The sequence below is a fragment of the Nocardiopsis sp. CC223A genome, assembly GCF_030766825.1.
Lineage (GTDB): Bacteria > Actinomycetota > Actinomycetes > Streptosporangiales > Streptosporangiaceae > Nocardiopsis.
In genome coordinates this window covers 14,146-31,142 of sequence record NZ_JASFDV010000007.1, presented here as the reverse complement: position 1 = coordinate 31,142, position 16,997 = coordinate 14,146, and the positions used below count along the sequence as shown (strand labels likewise).

Below are 16,997 nucleotides of genomic sequence, written 5' to 3'. Positions count from 1 at the left end.
TCAGAACGTGCCGAGGAGGCGCTGGTAGGTGCCGAACGCGCCGATGGCCAACGGCACCAGCACCACGACGGCGACGGCCTCGAATCTGCTGGTGACCCCGCGCAGCCGGGCCCGCACGTGCTCCGGCTGCTCCACGGACAGCACCACCACGGGGATGGCGGCGACCGCCACGGCGATACCCAGTGCCGGCCACACCCCCCACGAGTACGCCTGTGTCCAGGAGAACAGGAACGCCGCCAGCACCACCAGGCTCGCCGCGGTGAGCGCCGCCTTCTGTGCCACCAGTGGGAACAGCCGTGCCCGGCTGGCCACCACGATGGCCAGCACCGCGGACAGCCCGGCCGTCCACGGGTCGAAGTGCGTGGCCAGCCCGATGCCCGCGGTCGCGGTGGCCACGGCCACCGCGAGGGTGGCGATGACGAGGCTGCGGTGCGCGCCCGCCACGGAGGCGAGCACGTCGCCGCGGGTCACCGAGTCGCCGGAGCTGCGCTTGTCGTCGAGCACGGCCAGACCGGAGAACATCAGGGCCAGCCGCAACAGCATGCTGAGCAGCACCACGCACGCCACGGTCATGACGGCCGCGACCTGGTAGGCGGGCAGTCCCAGCGCTGCGGCGGCCGACCACACGACGGCCAGGGCCAGACCGGCGCCGCCGCCGGTGAGCCCGCCCCGGCCCAGGCCGGAGGTGAGGCCAAGCAGCAGGACGAGCACGGCGATGAGGGCGGCGAGCCCGCCCCAGCGCGCCCATTCGGGCCACCCGAACAGGTCGCAGGCCAGCCACAGGGTGAGCCCGCCGACGGCGGCCCCGGTGATGGACAGCGCGGTGCCCAGCGCTTCGCGCCAGGTGGGACCGATGACGGCCCCCGCCACCATGAGCAGGGCGGCGGCCACGGCGAGCCCGACCATGCCGCCGGTGGAGGGCGCGTACAGGTGCGCGGTCCAGGCGCCGGTGAGGGCGAGGGCGACGAGCGACCCGGTCGCGGTCCACCTGGCGGCGACGGGGTTCCAGCGGCCGCTGTGGTCGTCGATGGCCTTGGAGACGGCCTCGGGCACCTCGTGGACGACCGGTGCGGGCACCGGTTCCTCGGCCCGGACCAGGCGCAGCACCGCGCCATCGGTGATCTGCCGGTCGGCGAGGGTGGCCTCGCCCTCCAGGACGGTCCCGGACGCGGTGACCAGGTGGCGCAGTCGCGCCGGGTTCTCGACGGGGTCGCCGAGGAGTTCGAGCACCTCCGGCATGAGCGCGCCCACGGGTTCTCCCGCGGGCAGGACCGCGTCCACCCTGCGCTCCTCGCCGACGAGCGTCACGCGGCTCCAAGCGGTCATGGCCTTCCCATCCTGCTGTGTTCGGTGTTGTGCGGTCGCGCCGGTGCGCGGTGTCCGTTCCGGGTCCGAGGGGTTCGGAGGTCCAGGGGTTCGGGGGTCCGGGGGTCCGGGGGTTCGGGGGTCCGGGGGTCCGGGGGTCCGGGGGTCAGGTTGGCACGTCGGTGACGGCGACGCGTTCGACGTAGCCGTTGCCGATGAGCCAGCGGAGGGTGGGCACGGGGGGCACCTCACCGAACCCGGCCGTGTCGAGGGTGAATTGGAGGCCGCCGCCGGGCGCGTCGCCTTCGGCGGGTGCGGTGGTGGCGGTCACCTGGAAGGGGTGGATCACCCGGTAGCGGTGGTAGAGCGGGGCGTCGTCGGCGCCGCTGCGCGCGTACTCGGGCAGTCCGCGCTCGGCGAAGGGGGTGCCGTCGGGGTAGAGGCGGCGTCCGCTCTCCTGGCCGAAGGCGTCCACCACGTCCCCGGGTTCGAGGGTGTGCAGGTAGGAGCCGCCACTGCGCTGTTCGAGGTTCTCGCGGACCGTGTCGACGAGTTCGGTGGTGGCCTCGGCGATCTCGGCCTCCTCGGCGGTGCCGAGTCGCTGGGGGTCGGGCTCGGTGGTGGCGAGTTCCCGGTGGAGCCAGCGCGCGGCCTCGTCCTCGGTGCTGAACTCGGGTCCGGGGCGGCCCTGGTCGTAGTCGATGACGGACACCGCCATGTAGCCCTCCTCGTCCTCGGTGACGAGGTAGTAGCTGTCGACGGTGCCGGGTTCGGGCCGCGGGTCCCCGGGGAGCACGTAGAGGCTCCCGGGGACCCCGGCCGCGTCGAGTTCCGTGCGGAGCTGGTCGAAGCCGACCTCGGCGCCGACCCAGTCGCCCGGGGTGGACGGGAGCGCGCGGTTGGCGGGGCCGGAGGCCTCCTGCTCCCGCTCGATGCGCTGGGCGCCCAGCTGATGGCTGACGAACGACCAGCCGACCGTCCCGCCGCAGACCACGGCGGCGAGGCAGGCGCTGATCATCACCTTGGCGATGTTCTCGTCGAGGCGGCGCCGAGTGCGCTGCCCGCCGAAGAGCACCGCCTCGCGCAGTCGCTGTCGGCGTACGGCGACGGACTCCAGCAGCTGGCTGTCGTAGTCGCGTGCCACCCGTACTCCTCGTCGGTTCTCGTTACCCTGCCGGCGCCCGGTTCAGGGGCCCGGATGCGGCGTCAGATGTTCTGGACCGCGGAGTTGGCGCGGCTCAGGGTCTCCTGTGCGGTGGAGTCGTTGGTCTCAAGGGTCTCGCGGACGAGCCGGATGATGTCCCGGACCTCGTTGGCCGCGTTGTGCCACTTGAGCTCCTTGGCGCTGTACTCCTCGGAGACACCGGTGGCCTCGAACTCGGCCATGGCGGAGCTGACGTCGGTGTCGCGCTCGCCGATGATGGCTTCGAGCCGGTTCATGATGGTGTTGATGTTGCCCTGGGCCTCCTGCGAGGCCCCGACGTCGTAAGCATTCTTCATCTGGAAGCTCCTCGGGGGTTCGGGGGCCGGGGGGGTCAGCGGAACTTGGCGGCGTCGAAGTTGGCCGCGCCCATGTTGGCGTTCGCGTCGTCGGCCATGGTGTCCGAACCGCTGACGAACGCGGTGTTCATGCCCTCCTGGCCGACCTGGATGGAGCCGAGTCCGGCCCGCAGGTCCGCGGTGATCTCGTCGGCGCGGGCCTTGAAGGAGTCGAACGCGCCCTTGCCCGCACCGTCGAACTTGCCGACGAGCGGCTCGGCCGCCTGGACGAGTTGCTGGATCAGCGAGCTGAGCTCATCGCCCGAGCCCGACGTGTTCTGCCCCAGAGTGGCCAGCGTGGTGTCGCCGACTTCCCAACGTGACATCCGTTCACCTGTTCTTTCTCGGGGGTCCTCGCGAAGCTGTCGCCTCTCGTAGAAGGAGGATGCACACAGCGTGCCGACAGTTCAGAAGAACGACCGCAGAGTCGCACAAGGAACCCGATAGCCCCTATAGGGAGGATCTGCATACTACAAGCGGTCACGGTCGGAGAAATAGGCATGTCGGCGACCTGTGGACAACCTGTGGACAAAGGGGTGGGCGCGGGGTGAAGTTCGAGGTAATGGAGCCCGAGGACGGGGACGGGGTCCCGGAGGGCGAGGACGCGGGAACGACCGAGGGAGCGGCTGCGGGGCCGCTCGCCTCGGGGGATCCGGGGGACGGGGACCCGGCACCGGGCGATCCGGGGCGCAATCGGATCGGGCGCATTGCCGAGCGAACGAATTCGCAGGTCAAAGCGGATATCGCGACAGCTCGGGCGGCTTTGGGAAAACTGTGGTCGACGATCTCCGAGACGGGTTCAGCCAATAGTGATTCTCGTCACATGGAGCCTTTGGGTGACGCCGAGCCCCCGCCGGATTTCCGCCCCTCCGCTTTCTCGCCCGGGCCCCGGACCCCCACCGACGACGAGAGCGAGCAGCACCCGTGAACGACCGCGGGAGCGGTCCCGCCGCCCCCGCGCAGCTGGGTCGCGGTGACGGCGGTGGTGTCGTCGGTCGGGCCCAGGCGGACGGCGTCCGTCACCGCCGTCCAGCTGCTGCGCCCGGTCTCCAGGGCGGCCACCACGAAGGAGTAGGGCCGGCCCGGGATGAACTGCGAGGCGTTCTCGGAGCGGCCGTGGACGCGGCAGAACAGCCGGTCGGGGCTGGTGGGCGCGTCGGGGCGCAGTCACGGGGGGACGTCCACCGCCGACACGCTCCGCCCGTCCGCCCGTCGGCCGCCTGCGCCGGTCCCTGGCCGCCCGGGGTGTCGGAAGGCGTGCGCGCGACCTTCGCCACTGGGCTTGAGGTCAGTGGAAACGTGCCGCCACACCCCTTGGGGTGAAGGTGGCGGGCACGGCCGGGTCCACCCCCCTTCGGTGACGGAGGGTGGGCACCGCCGGGGTCACCCCGTCTGTGGTCGGGCTTTCAAACGAGCGTGGAGCATCCCGCCGTTTGCAGGCGGACCATTGCCTCCCGCCCCGAGCGGTGCGGGTGTGCACGCTCCACGTGCACCCGGCTCCGGCAATCACACCCCCACCACCCGGGACGGGCGCCCAACGATGCTCTCCACACTCTGCCGGGCGCCGACTGCGGCCGGGGCCGGGCCCACGCGTAGCGCCCCGTCCGTTTCCAAGCGGCTGAGCTTTTGGAAACCTTCACCTCTGTCGCGAACCCCCCCTATGGCCGGGCACCCCACTGGCGTGACACGGCTACGGCCGGGCACTCCGATCGGGTGAACAACCCCCTGGCGCGAAGGACTCCGGTTCTCCTCCCGGCTATGGCCGGGGTTCCCGGGCGGGTGAACAACCCCCCGGGGCGGGGGCGGCGCGACGCCCTCCGGCAGGGGCCGGGGGCTCCGGGCGGGGCCGAGCTTGTAGCAGGTTCGGAGGAGAAGAATTTCAGGGAAGTACCGCCGGGTCGGGAGTGGGAGCACCACCGGGATGGTGGTGGCGGTCCATCCGGTGGATCTCCGGAGGCCTCCGGATTGCGGCCCGGGGTGGCCGCGATGTGAGCCTGTGGGAGGACCGCATCCCTGGAGGCCCCCTTGCCGTCGTTCACCCGGCGCCCGTCCGCACCGGCGTTCGCCGTCACCGTCACGGTCGCCCGTTTTCTCGTCATCTCCCTCGCGTTGGCGGCCGCGCCACTGATCGGCATCACCGGCTGGTACATGGGCCTGTTCGCGAACGCTGTGTGCGTGGTGTTCGCGGTGGCGCTCGTGACCCGGCTCGGTCTGTAGCGGGGCAGCGGGCTCCTCACGCTGTGGCGTTCGCCCAGGGTGGCGCTCCTCGTGCTGCCGTTCGCGGCCGAGGCACTGCTGTGGCTGCTGGCGCCGGGCGGCCTGGTGGAGCGCGCCCGGGTTCGGCCTGTGGGCGCTCACCCTCCTGTTGGTAGGCGTCAACGAGGAGTTGGTGAGCCGGGTCGTGATCCTGCGTACGCTGGCGGGGCCGTTCTCGTCGGCGTGGGCGGTGGTCTTCACCGCCGTCCTGTTCGGGCTTCAGCACCTGTCGCAGTTCGCGGTCACGGATCGCCCCGCCGAGGAGATCCTGTGGAACGTTCTGCTGTCGGCGGTGGCGGGGTTCGCCTATGCCGCCTTCCAGCTGCGCTTCTCCTGGCTGTGGCCGCTCATTCTGTGCCATACCGCGCACGACTTCACTCGGATCATGGCCGGACAGGAGGCCCCGGACTCCTGGTACGCGGTGGTCCATGTGCTCCTGTTGGCCTTCGGTGTTCTGCTGTTGATGGACGCGCGGCGGACGGACCGGCTCCCCTAGGCGCAGGGGCCGGTGGCCATGCGCCCTCGTAGGGGCGTTCGGAGACAGGGGCGATGCCAGGACCGGGCCCCGGTGGATAGGGGACGCGGCCCGGGCGGGCGGCGTCCCCCATCATCGGCCGGGTTCAGGCGGGGCGGGTGGGACCGAAGGAGGCCCAGATGTGGTGCCCGAGGTCACCCCACGGGCACAGCGGAAGATATCCCCAGCCTGTGGACAACTTTTCGACGAGCAGCAGACCGCGCTGCCCCTCCGCCCAGTCCCATTCTTTGGCACTGCGGGCTTTCGGGACCTCCGGGAGCGTGCCGCCGCAGCCCTCGTCGATGAATCCGAGGCGGGCCCCGCCGTTCCCGTCCGTCCACAGGGTGCGGACGATGCGGCCGCCGCGCTCCCCCGAGGCCGTGTACCTGACCGCGTTGGCGAACAGTTCGCTGCCGCAGAGCACGAGGGTTTCGGTCAGGTCGGAATCGAACCCGGCCAGATCCCTGACCAGGTCACGGCGTACGGCGGTGAGCCGGGCCAGGTGCCCCTTGTAGATGCGGTGCCGCCGGATCGTCCAGTTCGGTGCATGCTTCACACCCGTACCTCCCGTCGCCCCTGCTGCGCCAGCCACTGACGGGTGACGGCGGCCAGTTCCTCGTAGCCCTCCCCTATCAGGGGCTTCGCGTGACCGGTGGGGGTGGCGGGACCCGTGGTGTGCCGATGCCTGACCGCCGGTCGGGCAAGAGGTTCGAGCGGCGCAGCGAGAATGTCTCCCAGGGGAGCAGACCGAGGCCGTGGGATGGCCGGGATGAGCGCTCGGGCGGGCGGGGCGGTGGGCATCTGGGGATACGAGGTGTTCGGAGTGGTCCAGCCGCGGAGGCGGGCGAGTGCCTGGTCTTGAATGCGGGCGAGTTCGTGCTCTTCGGCGGCAGGGGCGGCGTGGCGCGCGGCGGACCGTTCGTGGGCGGCATAGTAGGGCCGGACCAGGGCGACGTCCTCGGCCGGGAACACCTCGGCGGGCGGGGCGAGGGGTGCGCCGGGGCGAGGTCGGCGGGGAGGCGCAGGATGGAACGGCGGGCGGGTCCGGGGTTCGCGGCGTAGCGGCGAACGCGCGTTGACCTGCGGCGGAGGACGAGGATGCGGGTTCGGGAGTGACGTCCGCGAGGAGGGGAGAAGAGCGCTTCGAGCATGCGCAGGGCACGGCTCAAAAGCGCGGCACTAGCCTCGGGCTTTCATCTGGGGCGTAGGACAAACCCCCTTGAACACACGGAAGGCGCTCCTGAGCTGGGACCATAAGGACTGTCGAGATCCATGTCCCCAGCAGAACAGAAACACCTTCCGAGTGAAGCCTACCCACCCCTACCCCCGACCGCTCCCCGCCCGCGACGGCACCGGCATCGCCTCCCACGCCGGCGGGATCCTGCTCACCGAAACGATCCGTGCCACCGGCCTGGACACCCACCTGACCCGAGCCCAGACCAGATGGCACAAACCCCGCGCCCGCCACCACCCCGCCAAAACCTGCACCGACCTGGCCCTGGCCGTGGCCTTGGGCGGGGACCACCTATCCGATACCGCCCTGCTGCGCCATGACCGGGACCTCTACGGGACGGTGGCCTCCGACCCCACCGTCTCGCGCACCATCGCCGCGCTGGCCGCCCGCCCCGAGGCCGCCATCGACGCGATCCGCACCGCCCGGGCCCACGCCCGCCGACGAGCCTGGGCCCTGGCCGGGACCACCGCACCCCCCGACGGGCAAGGGCGGCTGATCATCGATATCGACGCCACGCTGCTCACCGCCCACTCCGACAAAGAAGGCGCCGCCCCCACCTGGAAGCACACCTCCGGGTTCCACCCCCTGTGCGCGTTCGTCGACCACGGGCGGGCGGGCACCGGTGAACCGCTGGCCGTGCTGCTGCGGCCCGGAAACGCCGCGGCCAACACCGCCGCCGACCACATCACCGTCACCGCGGCAGCGCTGCGCCAGCTCCCCGCGGCCCATCGGCGGGGCCGTAAAACCCTGGTGCGCACCGATAGCGGCGGCGGTACCCGTGCGTTCTTGGCCTGGCTCACCAAGCGGGGCCGGTGGTTGTCCTATTCGGTCGGGATGACCATCACCGAACCCGTCCAGGCCGCGATCGACCTGGTGCCCGCCACCGCGTGGACCCCCGCCTACGACGCCGACGGCCAGGTCCGCCCGGGGGCGTTCCTGGCAGAGGTCACCGATCTGGCCGATCGCTCCGGCTGGCCCGCCGGGATGCGGTTGATCGTCCGCAAGGAGCCCCCCATCCCGGAGCGACGGTACGCGCCACCGACGCCGACGGCAACCGGTTGACGTGTTTCGCCACCAACACCCTTACCGGGCAGCTCGCGGACCTGGAGCTGCGCCACCGGCGCAGGGCCCGGGCCGAGGACCGGATCCGCCATGCCAAGGACACCGGGTTGGCCAAGCTGCCCTTGCACGCCTTCGCCGCGAACCGTATCTGGATCGAGGTGGTGTCGTTGGCGTTGGAGGTGATCGCCTGGGCGCAGATGCTCGCCCTGGGCGGGCACCAGGCGCGCCGGTGGGAGCCCAAACGGTTGCGGGTGCGCTTGTTCTGGGCCGGGGCCAGGGTGGTGCGGACCGGGCGGCGGTGCTGGGTGCGGTTCGATGCCTCCTGGCCCTGGAGCGGGGTGCTGGTCGCGGGTATCGTCCGGCTCCGCGGGCTTTCCGGGGTGCCCTGAGGTGCGGTGATCGGTATCTGCGGCAAGGAGAGGAGGCGGGTCCGGGAGGTGTGGGTTCCGGCGCTGACCCGAGCGGATCGGGGTCTTGCGGTGCGCGCGGACAGGTTTTTATTGTTCGGGCGGTGCCCAAAGCTGCGCTGCTGACGCTGAAGTGGTGAAGTTACGAAATCCCGACCTTTCGTTCCTGGCCGCTTTGACCTTCCCGGCGGTATCGCGGGACACATGAGGTACGCACATGGCGGCGGCCTCACCGCCGCCCAACGCCATCAACGCGAACTCGTGCGCCTGAAGGCCGCGGACCTGTTCGCCCGCCAGATCCCGCCCACCGTCGTGGCACACCGCCTGCGCGTGAGCCGCATGTCCACCAACCGCTGGTACCGGGCCTGGAAGAGCGGCGGCACCGCCGCCCTGGCCTCCCGCGGCCCCGGCGGCACCCCCTGCCGCCTCACCGGCGACCAGATCGACCGCCTCCAGGCCGCGCTCCTCCAAGGGCCGGCCGCGCACGGCTGGGACGAGGACCAACGCTGGACCCTGGCCCGCATCACCGACCTGATCCACACCCTGTTCGGGGTGGACTACACCCCCCGCGGGGTCTCCTACCTCATGCACCGCCTGGGCCGGAGCCCCCAGATCCCCGCGCACCGCGCCGTCGAGCGCGACGAGGAGGTGATCGCGCAATGGAAGGCCCGCACGTGGCCGCGCATAAAACCACCGCCCGACAGGCGGGGGCCTGGCTGTGCTTCGAGGACGAGTCCGGACAGCACCTGAGACCGCCCAAGGCACGCACCTGGGCGCCGCGCGGGCACACCCCGGTGGTGCGGGTGACCGGCATGGGCTACGGGCGGGTGTCGTTGGCGGGCCTGGTCTGCACCCGGCCCGGGCAGCGCACCCGGTTCCTGTTCCGGACCCGGGTGCGGCACAGCGGCCGGCGCCACGAGCCCAAGGGGTTCACCGCCCGCTCCTATGTGGACCTGCTGGACGAGGTGCACCGGCGGCTGGGCGGGCCGATCGTGCTGGTGTGGGACAACGAGCGCCGCCATGTGGGAGCCCTGGTGCGCCAAGCGGTGGAGGAGCGGGAGTGGTTGACGGTGTTCCGGTTCCCGACCTACGCGCCGGAGCTGAACCCGGTGGAGGGAGTGTGGTCGCATCTGCGGCGGGGGCTGGGCAACCTCACGCCGCGCGGGATCGACCAGCTCGCGGTGGTGGTCAGGTCCCGGCTGAAGAAGATGCAGCACCGTCCCGGTCTGCTGGAGGGGTTCATCGCAGAGACCGGACTCGATCTCCCATCACGATAACTCCAACCGTTCAACCTCAGCAGCATCGCCTGCACGCTGATCTGCTACCGCAGACTCACCAAATGAGATGAGCTCTTACTTTCCCGATTCTTCTTTCACCTGTGGGAGGTGGAGCGCCTCGCCAAATGTTACCCAGATGAGACCGGAGATGCTGCGCTGTACGCAACTGCATGCCACCATGACTTGATGACCAAGTGGGAATATGCACGCGTCGTGTGGTCCGTGGAGGCCACCCGAGAACAAGTCGGCTCGGACGGTAAGTGGAAATACCAGTGGACATGGACAATCGTTCGACCCGAGAGCGAGATAGAGGAATGGAAATTCAACGATCATAGCCTTGTCCCTAAAGGTGTCGACATACTAAGCGAGTTGGGCTCTACTGGGTGGGAGCTTTGCAGTGAAACAGTCCTGTCTCGGGCCGCCATGACTGCACAAGGCTTCCCTAACTCAGGATCGCCTACATCTATTTCATACATACTGAAGCGGAAAATTGAATGACCTCTTACTGTCCGCAATGCGGTGGAACGGTTCGAAGAGTCGTCGCTCCAGGGGTGTTTGTTTGCGAGTCCACTCACATAGTTAATGCGGTTCCACCTGGACAGGGCAGCAACTGGGGAGTGGCTCCCATCCCGATCTATGGCCCCTGCCAAACGCAATACAATGCCACTGGAGACGACGATTGGCAGACGCTCATCTTGCTCTTGTCGTAGCCGACCAAAGCCAGCATGACAACGCGAAAACGCCCCGCGGGCCACAACGGATCGCAGGGTGTTTTGTTTTCTCAGCCTCACATATAGATTAAGCCTTTTTCATCCTGCTTTTCGAAGCTGAAGCACCAGCACCGCGCGGATGATCTCCCCGGCCCGTTGTGGGCAGCGGCGTAGGCGGCGCAGGATGTCCCATTGTTTGAGCTGGGCGATCCCGTGCTCGCCCGGTGAGCGGAGCTTGGCGTGAGAGGAGCTGGTGTCCTTCTTCCATTGCGGCCTGCCGCGCCCCTTGAACGGGCAGAACACCACGTCCGCCAGCCCTTGCGGCGTATGCACATGGTGCGGACGGCCAGGTCCAACGGTCCGGCGCGACAGGGGCAGCACGGCACGATAGAACAGCATGCGAAGCCCTTGGTCGGGCGGGTTTTCTTGGTCGTTAATCCATCTACCAGGGGCTTCTTACCGTCAGAGGTGCTCACGGCGAGCTGGTACGAGGCTGTGACCTACGTGCTCAGGATGAAAAAGGCTCAATCTACACGAGCCCCCGGCGCATCGTCTTTCATTCCCGGAAAGCCCGAAGATGCTGGCCATCCGGTAATGCCGCAGGTCAGAGTGGACGCGTGGGAAAGCTCACCGGTTCACCCACGCCACATCCGGTTTTCAACCGCCTGAGAGGGAAGGGCTACCACGATGAACGGCATCTACCTCGACGACCTGCTGGCCACCGCCGCGGACGTACTCGATCGTGTCGGTACCCGCGTCGGCCCGGGGACCGGCGACGAGCAGTGTGTCCGGGCCGTGCGTGACGCCCTGCGCCACGCGCGGGAGACCGACGACGCCCATGCCGCCGTCATGCTTCTGGACCGGAGGATCTGCGCATGTAAGGAGGCCTCTCCGTGACCGCGACCCCTCCCTTTCCCTCTGCCATCCCGTACGTCGCACCGCTGTGCGGGGAAGCCCACCTCGACCACGCCTGCGCACGCCGGACCTGTCTGCTGGAGACCGGCCACAGCGGCCCGCACGAGGACGCCAAGGGCTGGACCTGGGAGCCCCCGGAGGTGACCCTCGAACGCCTGCGCGGCGTCTGGGGCTCCACCCACCGCATCGCCTGGACGGGATCGCTGTGGATGGCGACCCACCGGGATCCCGATGCCCCCTGGCGGACGGAGGTCGAGCCCACCCCCGAGCAGTTGGAGGAACGCCTGCGCGCCCACTCCCCCCGGTGAACCCCGGTCGGCCTTCCCGGTTGTGTGGATTCGTTCCTGGAGAATCCACGCGGACACCGGTCCGTCTGATCGAGCCTCCCCGCGGCGGATCCGGTACCCGCTTGGATCCGACGAACAACAACACGTCCCGGGTATGCCGGTAGGCCGTTTCCAATGCCGGTCGTCCAGCCGGGCATTACGGCCCGGTGCCGACCCCGGGCTGGTCGTTTCCGGTGGAGGGTGTCCCGCTATCGTCATCGCTGGCATACACCACGTAGCGACCGAATAGGGCACCCCCATGCAGACCGAGACCCCGCCCAGAGCTGCGCATCAGCCGTCGATCCCCTTCAACGAGCGGCTCCACTGGAGCATGTACGTCTTGGTGGCGGGCGTGTTCTTTCTCCCGTGGGTGCCCGTGGCGGTGGTGGCTTCGGTGCTGGTGCCCTGGTTCGTCGCCGATCGCGGCCGGATCGTCGACGGCGCACTCTGGTTGGACGCGCCGCTGTCGGATTTGCTGCCCGCTTGGGTGTTCTGGGGTGCCGGCGGTGTTCTCGTGTTCGTCGTGGCCCTCCTGTGGGGAACAGCCGTGCACCTGTTCGCGCAGGCGTTGCGCGGACGGCGGTCCCGTCCTGGGCAGGCCCTGGTCCGCTCCCTGGTGCGGTCGCCGTTGACCCTGGCCGCCGGTGCGGTGACCGCGGGCGCCCTGTTCGCGGTGGACTCGGCCTTGCTGGCGGTCGATGACCAGGCCCACCCGGCGCTGCGGTTCGGGTCGGGCGCCGCCCTGTTCGCGTCCTTGACTCCGCTGTGGCTCCCGATCGCCGCGGTCCACACCCGGGATCGGCCCTTGGCCTTCCTGGCCGGGCTGCGCGGCCGTGGCCTGCTCACCGGTTCCGGCGGTGCCGGCCAGTGGGGAGCGGTGTCCGCGGTGGTCGGATGCGCGGCCGTGGTCGCCTACCTGGGAGCGGGGATCACCACCGAGAACGCCCTGATCCCCACTCTGATCGCCGCGCTGGTGGGGCTGACGGTGGCGGCTTTGGCGTTGACCCTGGCCGCCGTGGGTGAGGGCCCCGCACCACAGACGCAGCCCGGACATCCCTACCTGGCGGCGGGGCTGGCGGTGGCGATCGCCGCGGGGCTCACCGCGCCGACCCAGCTCTACCAGAACCTGCTCACCGACGGGCCGTGGCCGACGCTGCGCTACGACACCCTGTCCCTGACCCCGTGGGGCCGCCACGAGACCGCCCCCCGGCCGCTGCTGTTGCCCGAGGACGGGGCATCGGTGTTGGTCGGCACACGGGAGGTGCTGTGCGGTGAGGACGCCGAGTGCATGGACCTGGACACACCGGTCGAGGACATGGGCCCGACACTGGCGGTCATCGGTACCGCGGGCGGCGCGGTGCGCACCGTGCACCCCACACGGCAGGTGTGGCTGCCTCAGGGCAGCATCGTGCTGCACGACCGATGCCTGCGCGCCGCCGACTGCGAGTCGGGGACGTGGACGATCGAGCCGCCGGTGGAACCGGACGGGCGGTGGGGCGCCGAGGTGGACGACCCGGTCGAGCAGACCAGCACCCGGGACATCGACAGCCTCATGGCGGCCTGGGGCGGGGCCGGTGGCGGCCGCCACCTGGTCGTGACCGCGGTCCCGTCAGTCGGCCGCTCCGAGACCCTGCTGACCCTGTCCGGTTGCAGCACCGATGGCTGCCGGGACCAGGCCTCCACTCTGCTGGTCCGCGCACCCGGCGACGCCTTCACCAGCAGAAACCGTTCCCCCCGTTCGGCTCATCCCTCCCTGATCAGCGTCACCGCCGACGAGGAGGGAGCGGGTCGGGTGAGCGTCCACCATCCGGACACCGGTGCGCTCACCCTCTACGCCTGCCACGACGTGGAGTGCGGCGACGTCACCGCCACCGAGCTGGTCCCGCCCACCGGTGTGTCCCGGTTTGCGGTGCCGGAACACACCCGCTACACCGGCGCGCCCGTGCGGATCCGCCCCGACGGGACCCCGGTCCTGGTCCACCTCGACACCCGTGACGGGTCCGTGCAGCTCATCGACTGCGCAGACGTCGTATGCGCCGAACGCGACACCGTCCGCGTGCTGGGCCCGGGCTGGCAGCGCACCCCGCCCGCGCTGGCCCTGGACTCGGCCGGGCTGCCGCAGATCGCGACCTACGATACGACCACCCGGGAGGTCCTCTACCTGGCCTGCGCGGACGAGCGCTGCCAGGACTACGACCGCACTGTGGTGGGCGTCTACGACCGCACCCCGGGGTGGATCGACCTGGAACTGGACGGCGCCGACCGGCCGCACCTGGTGTGGCACCGTGTCGCCGACGAACGCGCGGGTGAGGAGCACGCCTACGAGTTGGTGCGGTGCGCCAGGAGCCATTGCCGCCGGTGAGGGTCAGCCGGTGTTGACCGCGTACAGACGGGGTTCCGCACACCGCACTCCGGGCGCATGGGGTTCGGGTTCCAGGGTTCCGAGCCCGTCGGGGGCGCATGCCAGGGCCACCGTCGTGTGCCCGCGCTCCTGTGGGGTGTCACCGATCCGGGTCAGGGCGACCGTGCCCAGCCCGGCGGGCCCGTACCAGCCGGGGTTCACCTCCACCGCGCTGGCCGGTCCCTCGTCCACCTCGGTGGTGAACACCCGGGAGGGAGTGTTCAGCCGGCCGCCGGACAGGTCCGCCTCGTCACCCTGTCGGAACTCCCACAACGTCCGGCCGGTGGCCAGGTCCAGGGCCATGTAGGAGCCTTCGCGGTCATGGCAGTGCTCCAGGACGACACGGCTGCCATCGACGGCCGTCAGGTCACCGGCGCACTCCGGGAGGGCGACGACACCCGACACGGCTCCCTCGGCGGCATCGACCTCCACCAGCCCGTCGGCGAACCGCAGCACGATGCGGTCGGTATCGGCGTGCAGCGACCGCAGACCCGAGTGCAGGAAGTCCGCCTCCGGGTTCCGGCGCAGGTCGGTGGTCCACCGCAGTTCGCCGGTGTCGGCGTCCACCATGCGCAGCAGGGCGTTCTCGGCGTAGAAAACTCCACCGTCTCCGGCCTCCACGGCCTGGAACGTGGAGGCGTTGTCATAGTGGGCCGCACCGGTGTCCGGATGGTAGAAGGTCAGCCACTCGATGAGGCGGTACTCGCCTTCCAACGGCAGGGACCAGCGCACCTGGCCCCTGCCGTCACAGTCGGGTGCCCGCTCCCCGTCGGCAGTGCACAGCAGGTGCTCACGTGGGCTGATATCGGAGACGGTCGGCTCGTATCCGGTCTCGGCCAGGTACTCCGCCACCGGGTCGGGCGCGGGTTCGCCCGGGCCGGGGGTGACCGCGCAGGCGCTCGCGGCCAAGGCGGCGGCCGTCGCGGCAGCAGCGGCGAATCGGACACGGGGGAAAGGCGAGGGGCCGGGCATGGACCGAAATCTAGCGAAACCCTCACACGGGGTGACCACCGGCTCCCACTACGGCGTCCGTGGAAGCGCATGCCCACGAGGCCGGTGGGGGCGGCTCCGGCGAACCCGCCTCCAGCTGTCACCAATGGAGCAGCGACCCGGACGTCCGCGGTGCCTGGTAGCGTCCGGCCCCATGCAGAAGAGCACCCGACACGGCGTCGACGACGATTACTGCACGCGCATCGCAGATCGCGAGGAACTACGGGAGCGCGTCCACCTGCAATTCCACGAGGTCCAGCACTACACCTCCCGGGTGAGCACCCTCCAGCGGATGAGCCGTACCCTGCTGGACCACCTGGGGGCACACTCGGTGGACGACCCGGGCCTGTCCCAGGACCGCGAGCACTTCGGCCTCGTGCTGCGCACCGCGGCGGAGGCCGCCGACGGCGTGCTGGAATGCCTGATGGCCCCCGAGGGCGACCAGCGGATCCCGCTCTCCTGGCTGCGCAGAGAACTGACCAACATGGACGAGGACCACGACGACCTCAACCCACGCTTTCGGCCCACGATCGACCTGGACCTCACCCCGCGGGTGTGGGTGGAAGCGGTCGAGCTGGCGGTGGTCAGCCACCGGGTACGGGACCAGGGCCGGGCGTCCGGAGCCGGGTACCGGATGTACGCGTCCATCCTCCACGACATCTCGGAGAAGGAGGCGTTCCCGGCGGCCGACGTGGCGCAGATGAACGCCCTGGGCGCGTACCTGAATCCGGCGGGATTCCCCCTGCCCCGGGATTGGCCGAAGGTCGCGCTGCGCATGCCCTCGGAGGCGGAGCGGGCGACGGCGGCACGAGCCCTGGACTCCGTCGGGGAGCTGAGCGGGGAACAGGCCCTGCTGCGCGTTCTGCTCCAGGACGACCGGGAGTCGTTCGAACAGGCGCTGACCGAGCACCTGGACCGGTACCGGCGGGACATGGGCGCTGCCCAGGACCCGGCGCCACGGACCCTGCTGCCGATGGGTGTGATCGCGCTGGTCGCGTTGGCGGTCCAGGTGCACGGCTGGCGGGTGGACCTGTCCTCGGACTACCTGCCCGATGTCCTGGTGCGCGCACCCGCGGGTGTCTCGCCGGTGGAGCGCCCGGCGCCATCCGCCGGCTGAGAGCCGGTCGGGCCCGCGCCGATCCAGGGGACGGCCGTCCACTGGATCGGGATCAAATGGGGAAATCGTCGTGCCGGGTACGCTCCAGGATGTGCTTGGGAAAGTAGGGGGTGTCCAGGTCGGGGTCGAACCCCGGAACGACCTGAGCGAGGTCGTACGCCATGCACGCCAGGCCGAGAAGACGAAGCGGAACAGTGCCGTCGCTGTTCTGCGACCGTTCCTCGTTCGCGGTGTAGAAATCGTGGAACAGACGGATGCCCTGTTCCACGGCCTCATCGAACTTCTCGGTGTCCTGCTGGACGAGTCGGTAGAAGGTGTTCACCTGCGGGAAGACGAGCTTGTCCAGGTTCTCGGGTGTGCTGATCGTGGCGTTCGCCGGAGTGGACATCTCCATCGCCCGGTACAGGTTGTCCCCCAGCGGGGGGCGGCTGAGGATGAAGTCCTGGATCGCCGCGATCCAGGGATAGATGTACTCGTCGTACGCCCCGCCCCGGGCCTCGCTCGCCTGCCGCAAGAACTCCGGGGTGACCTGGCACAGGGACGCGACCCGTTTCTCGTCACGGCAGGTCACCGCCAGGAAGAACGCCGTCAGCCAGGTCCCCGCATCGCACTCCGGCCCCGGAGGCAGGTGGTGCAGGGTGCGGGTCTTCTGGTTGATGATTCGCTCGGTGGTCTCCCCCGGCTCCAGCACGCACATCGCGAACGGAGCCTCGGCCACCTGCATCCACGTGGTCCACGCCTCCCAGGTCAACAACTCGGCGGCCCGGGGATCCATCGCCAGGCAGACGCGAGTTTCCGAAGCGATGATGTCCAGGACCATGCCCGCCATCGACGGAGCATCGACCAGCCACGAGACCTGCTTCTCCGGATATTTCTCCATCAACCTCCGGAAATGCGGCATGCTCACATCATGCTTGGGGATGTCCGCCAGCACCGGAACCTGA

General features: G+C 70.0%; 16 protein-coding genes and 1 pseudogene. 9 read left to right on the top strand and 8 right to left on the bottom strand.

Going from position 1 to position 16,997, the window contains the following annotated elements; all coding sequences use genetic code 11:
* The 4 genes from eccD to QJS33_RS04460 form a co-directional block, all read right to left on the bottom strand.
* Positions 1-1,326 (bottom strand): type VII secretion integral membrane protein EccD, encoded by a 1,326-nt coding sequence (gene eccD, locus QJS33_RS04475; protein WP_306366561.1) that lies wholly within the window; start codon positions 1,324-1,326, stop codon positions 1-3.
* 145 nt (positions 1,327-1,471) lie between these two features.
* Entirely contained in the window at positions 1,472-2,449 is a 978-nt protein-coding gene (locus QJS33_RS04470; RefSeq protein WP_306366560.1) for a TNT domain-containing protein, read from the bottom strand.
* Between the two features lie 62 nt (positions 2,450-2,511).
* The gene (locus QJS33_RS04465; protein ID WP_306366559.1) at positions 2,512-2,805 is read right to left on the bottom strand and encodes a pore-forming ESAT-6 family protein; all 294 of its coding nucleotides are present in this window, start codon (positions 2,803-2,805) and stop codon (positions 2,512-2,514) included.
* A 35-nt stretch (positions 2,806-2,840) separates the two neighbouring features.
* Positions 2,841-3,170, bottom strand: a complete 330-nt coding sequence (locus QJS33_RS04460; RefSeq protein WP_306366558.1) for a hypothetical protein — start codon at positions 3,168-3,170, stop codon at positions 2,841-2,843.
* Positions 3,171-4,869: 1,699 nt separating this feature from the next.
* Here QJS33_RS04460 and QJS33_RS04455 point away from each other — a divergent pair.
* On the top strand, positions 4,870-5,061 hold the full coding sequence (locus tag QJS33_RS04455) for a hypothetical protein (RefSeq protein WP_306366557.1): 192 nt from the start codon (positions 4,870-4,872) through the stop codon (positions 5,059-5,061).
* Between the two features lie 127 nt (positions 5,062-5,188).
* A complete protein-coding gene (locus QJS33_RS04450; protein WP_306366624.1) occupies positions 5,189-5,596 on the top strand; it encodes a CPBP family intramembrane glutamic endopeptidase in 408 nt (135 codons plus the stop codon).
* Between the two features lie 124 nt (positions 5,597-5,720).
* Here the strand turns inward: QJS33_RS04450 and QJS33_RS04445 are convergent, their stop codons facing one another.
* Positions 5,721-6,170 carry an ATP-binding protein gene (locus QJS33_RS04445; RefSeq protein ID WP_306366556.1) on the bottom strand — a complete coding sequence of 150 codons (450 nt, stop codon included), beginning with the start codon at positions 6,168-6,170 and terminating at the stop codon, positions 5,721-5,723.
* Between the two features lie 747 nt (positions 6,171-6,917).
* Here QJS33_RS04445 and QJS33_RS04440 point away from each other — a divergent pair.
* The 3 genes and pseudogenes from QJS33_RS04440 (at position 6,918) to QJS33_RS04430 (ending at position 9,594) form a co-directional block, all read left to right on the top strand.
* Positions 6,918-8,299, top strand: a pseudogene (locus QJS33_RS04440) (IS1380 family transposase).
* Between the two features lie 222 nt (positions 8,300-8,521).
* Complete coding sequence (locus QJS33_RS04435) at positions 8,522-9,067, top strand: winged helix-turn-helix domain-containing protein (RefSeq protein ID WP_306366555.1); 546 nt, start codon at positions 8,522-8,524, stop codon at positions 9,065-9,067.
* Positions 8,992-9,594 carry a transposase gene (locus tag QJS33_RS04430; protein ID WP_306366554.1) on the top strand — a complete coding sequence of 201 codons (603 nt, stop codon included), beginning with the start codon at positions 8,992-8,994 and terminating at the stop codon, positions 9,592-9,594. The genes QJS33_RS04435 and QJS33_RS04430 overlap by 76 nt, the downstream gene beginning before the upstream one ends.
* A gap of 809 nt (positions 9,595-10,403) precedes the next feature.
* Here the strand turns inward: QJS33_RS04430 and QJS33_RS31355 are convergent.
* Positions 10,404-10,703: a hypothetical protein gene (locus tag QJS33_RS31355; protein WP_372339588.1), complete on the bottom strand. Its 300-nt coding sequence runs from the start codon at positions 10,701-10,703 to the stop codon at positions 10,404-10,406.
* A gap of 288 nt (positions 10,704-10,991) precedes the next feature.
* Between QJS33_RS31355 and QJS33_RS04420 the strand changes: the two genes are divergently transcribed.
* The 3 genes from QJS33_RS04420 (at position 10,992) to QJS33_RS04410 (ending at position 13,907) form a co-directional block, all read left to right on the top strand.
* Positions 10,992-11,201 carry a hypothetical protein gene (locus QJS33_RS04420; RefSeq protein WP_306366553.1) on the top strand — a complete coding sequence of 70 codons (210 nt, stop codon included), beginning with the start codon at positions 10,992-10,994 and terminating at the stop codon, positions 11,199-11,201.
* Entirely contained in the window at positions 11,198-11,527 is a 330-nt protein-coding gene (locus tag QJS33_RS04415) for a hypothetical protein (RefSeq protein WP_306366552.1), read from the top strand. Before QJS33_RS04420 ends, QJS33_RS04415 begins: the two co-directional genes overlap by 4 nt.
* 277 nt (positions 11,528-11,804) lie before the next feature.
* Entirely contained in the window at positions 11,805-13,907 is a 2,103-nt protein-coding gene (locus QJS33_RS04410) for a hypothetical protein (RefSeq protein ID WP_306366551.1), read from the top strand.
* Between the two features lie 3 nt (positions 13,908-13,910).
* On the opposite strand, the gene QJS33_RS04405 is transcribed toward QJS33_RS04410, so the two are convergent.
* Positions 13,911-14,855 carry a PQQ-binding-like beta-propeller repeat protein gene (locus tag QJS33_RS04405; RefSeq protein WP_306366550.1) on the bottom strand — a complete coding sequence of 315 codons (945 nt, stop codon included), beginning with the start codon at positions 14,853-14,855 and terminating at the stop codon, positions 13,911-13,913.
* 235 nt (positions 14,856-15,090) lie between these two features.
* Here QJS33_RS04405 and QJS33_RS04400 point away from each other — a divergent pair, with 235 nt between their 5' ends.
* Positions 15,091-16,053 (top strand): immunity 49 family protein, encoded by a 963-nt coding sequence (locus QJS33_RS04400; RefSeq protein ID WP_306366549.1) that lies wholly within the window; start codon positions 15,091-15,093, stop codon positions 16,051-16,053.
* A 52-nt stretch (positions 16,054-16,105) separates the two neighbouring features.
* On the opposite strand, the gene QJS33_RS04395 is transcribed toward QJS33_RS04400, so the two are convergent.
* A complete protein-coding gene (locus QJS33_RS04395) occupies positions 16,106-16,933 on the bottom strand; it encodes an immunity 49 family protein (protein ID WP_306366548.1) in 828 nt (275 codons plus the stop codon).
* Between the last annotated feature and the right edge of the window lie 64 nt (positions 16,934-16,997).

Coding starts and splice junctions, on each gene's coding strand:
- eccD (WP_306366561.1), bottom strand. CDS start 1,326: ATGACCGCTTGGAGCCGCGTGACGCTCGTCGGCGAGGAGCGCAGGGTG.
- QJS33_RS04465 (WP_306366559.1), bottom strand. CDS start 2,805: ATGAAGAATGCTTACGACGTCGGGGCCTCGCAGGAGGCCCAGGGCAAC.
- QJS33_RS04460 (WP_306366558.1), bottom strand. CDS start 3,170: ATGTCACGTTGGGAAGTCGGCGACACCACGCTGGCCACTCTGGGGCAG.
- QJS33_RS04435 (WP_306366555.1), top strand. CDS start 8,522: ATGAGGTACGCACATGGCGGCGGCCTCACCGCCGCCCAACGCCATCAA.
- QJS33_RS31355 (WP_372339588.1), bottom strand. CDS start 10,703: ATGCTGTTCTATCGTGCCGTGCTGCCCCTGTCGCGCCGGACCGTTGGA.
- QJS33_RS04420 (WP_306366553.1), top strand. CDS start 10,992: ATGAACGGCATCTACCTCGACGACCTGCTGGCCACCGCCGCGGACGTA.
- QJS33_RS04410 (WP_306366551.1), top strand. CDS start 11,805: ATGCAGACCGAGACCCCGCCCAGAGCTGCGCATCAGCCGTCGATCCCC.
- QJS33_RS04400 (WP_306366549.1), top strand. CDS start 15,091: ATGCAGAAGAGCACCCGACACGGCGTCGACGACGATTACTGCACGCGC.
- QJS33_RS04395 (WP_306366548.1), bottom strand. CDS start 16,933: ATGGAGAAATATCCGGAGAAGCAGGTCTCGTGGCTGGTCGATGCTCCG.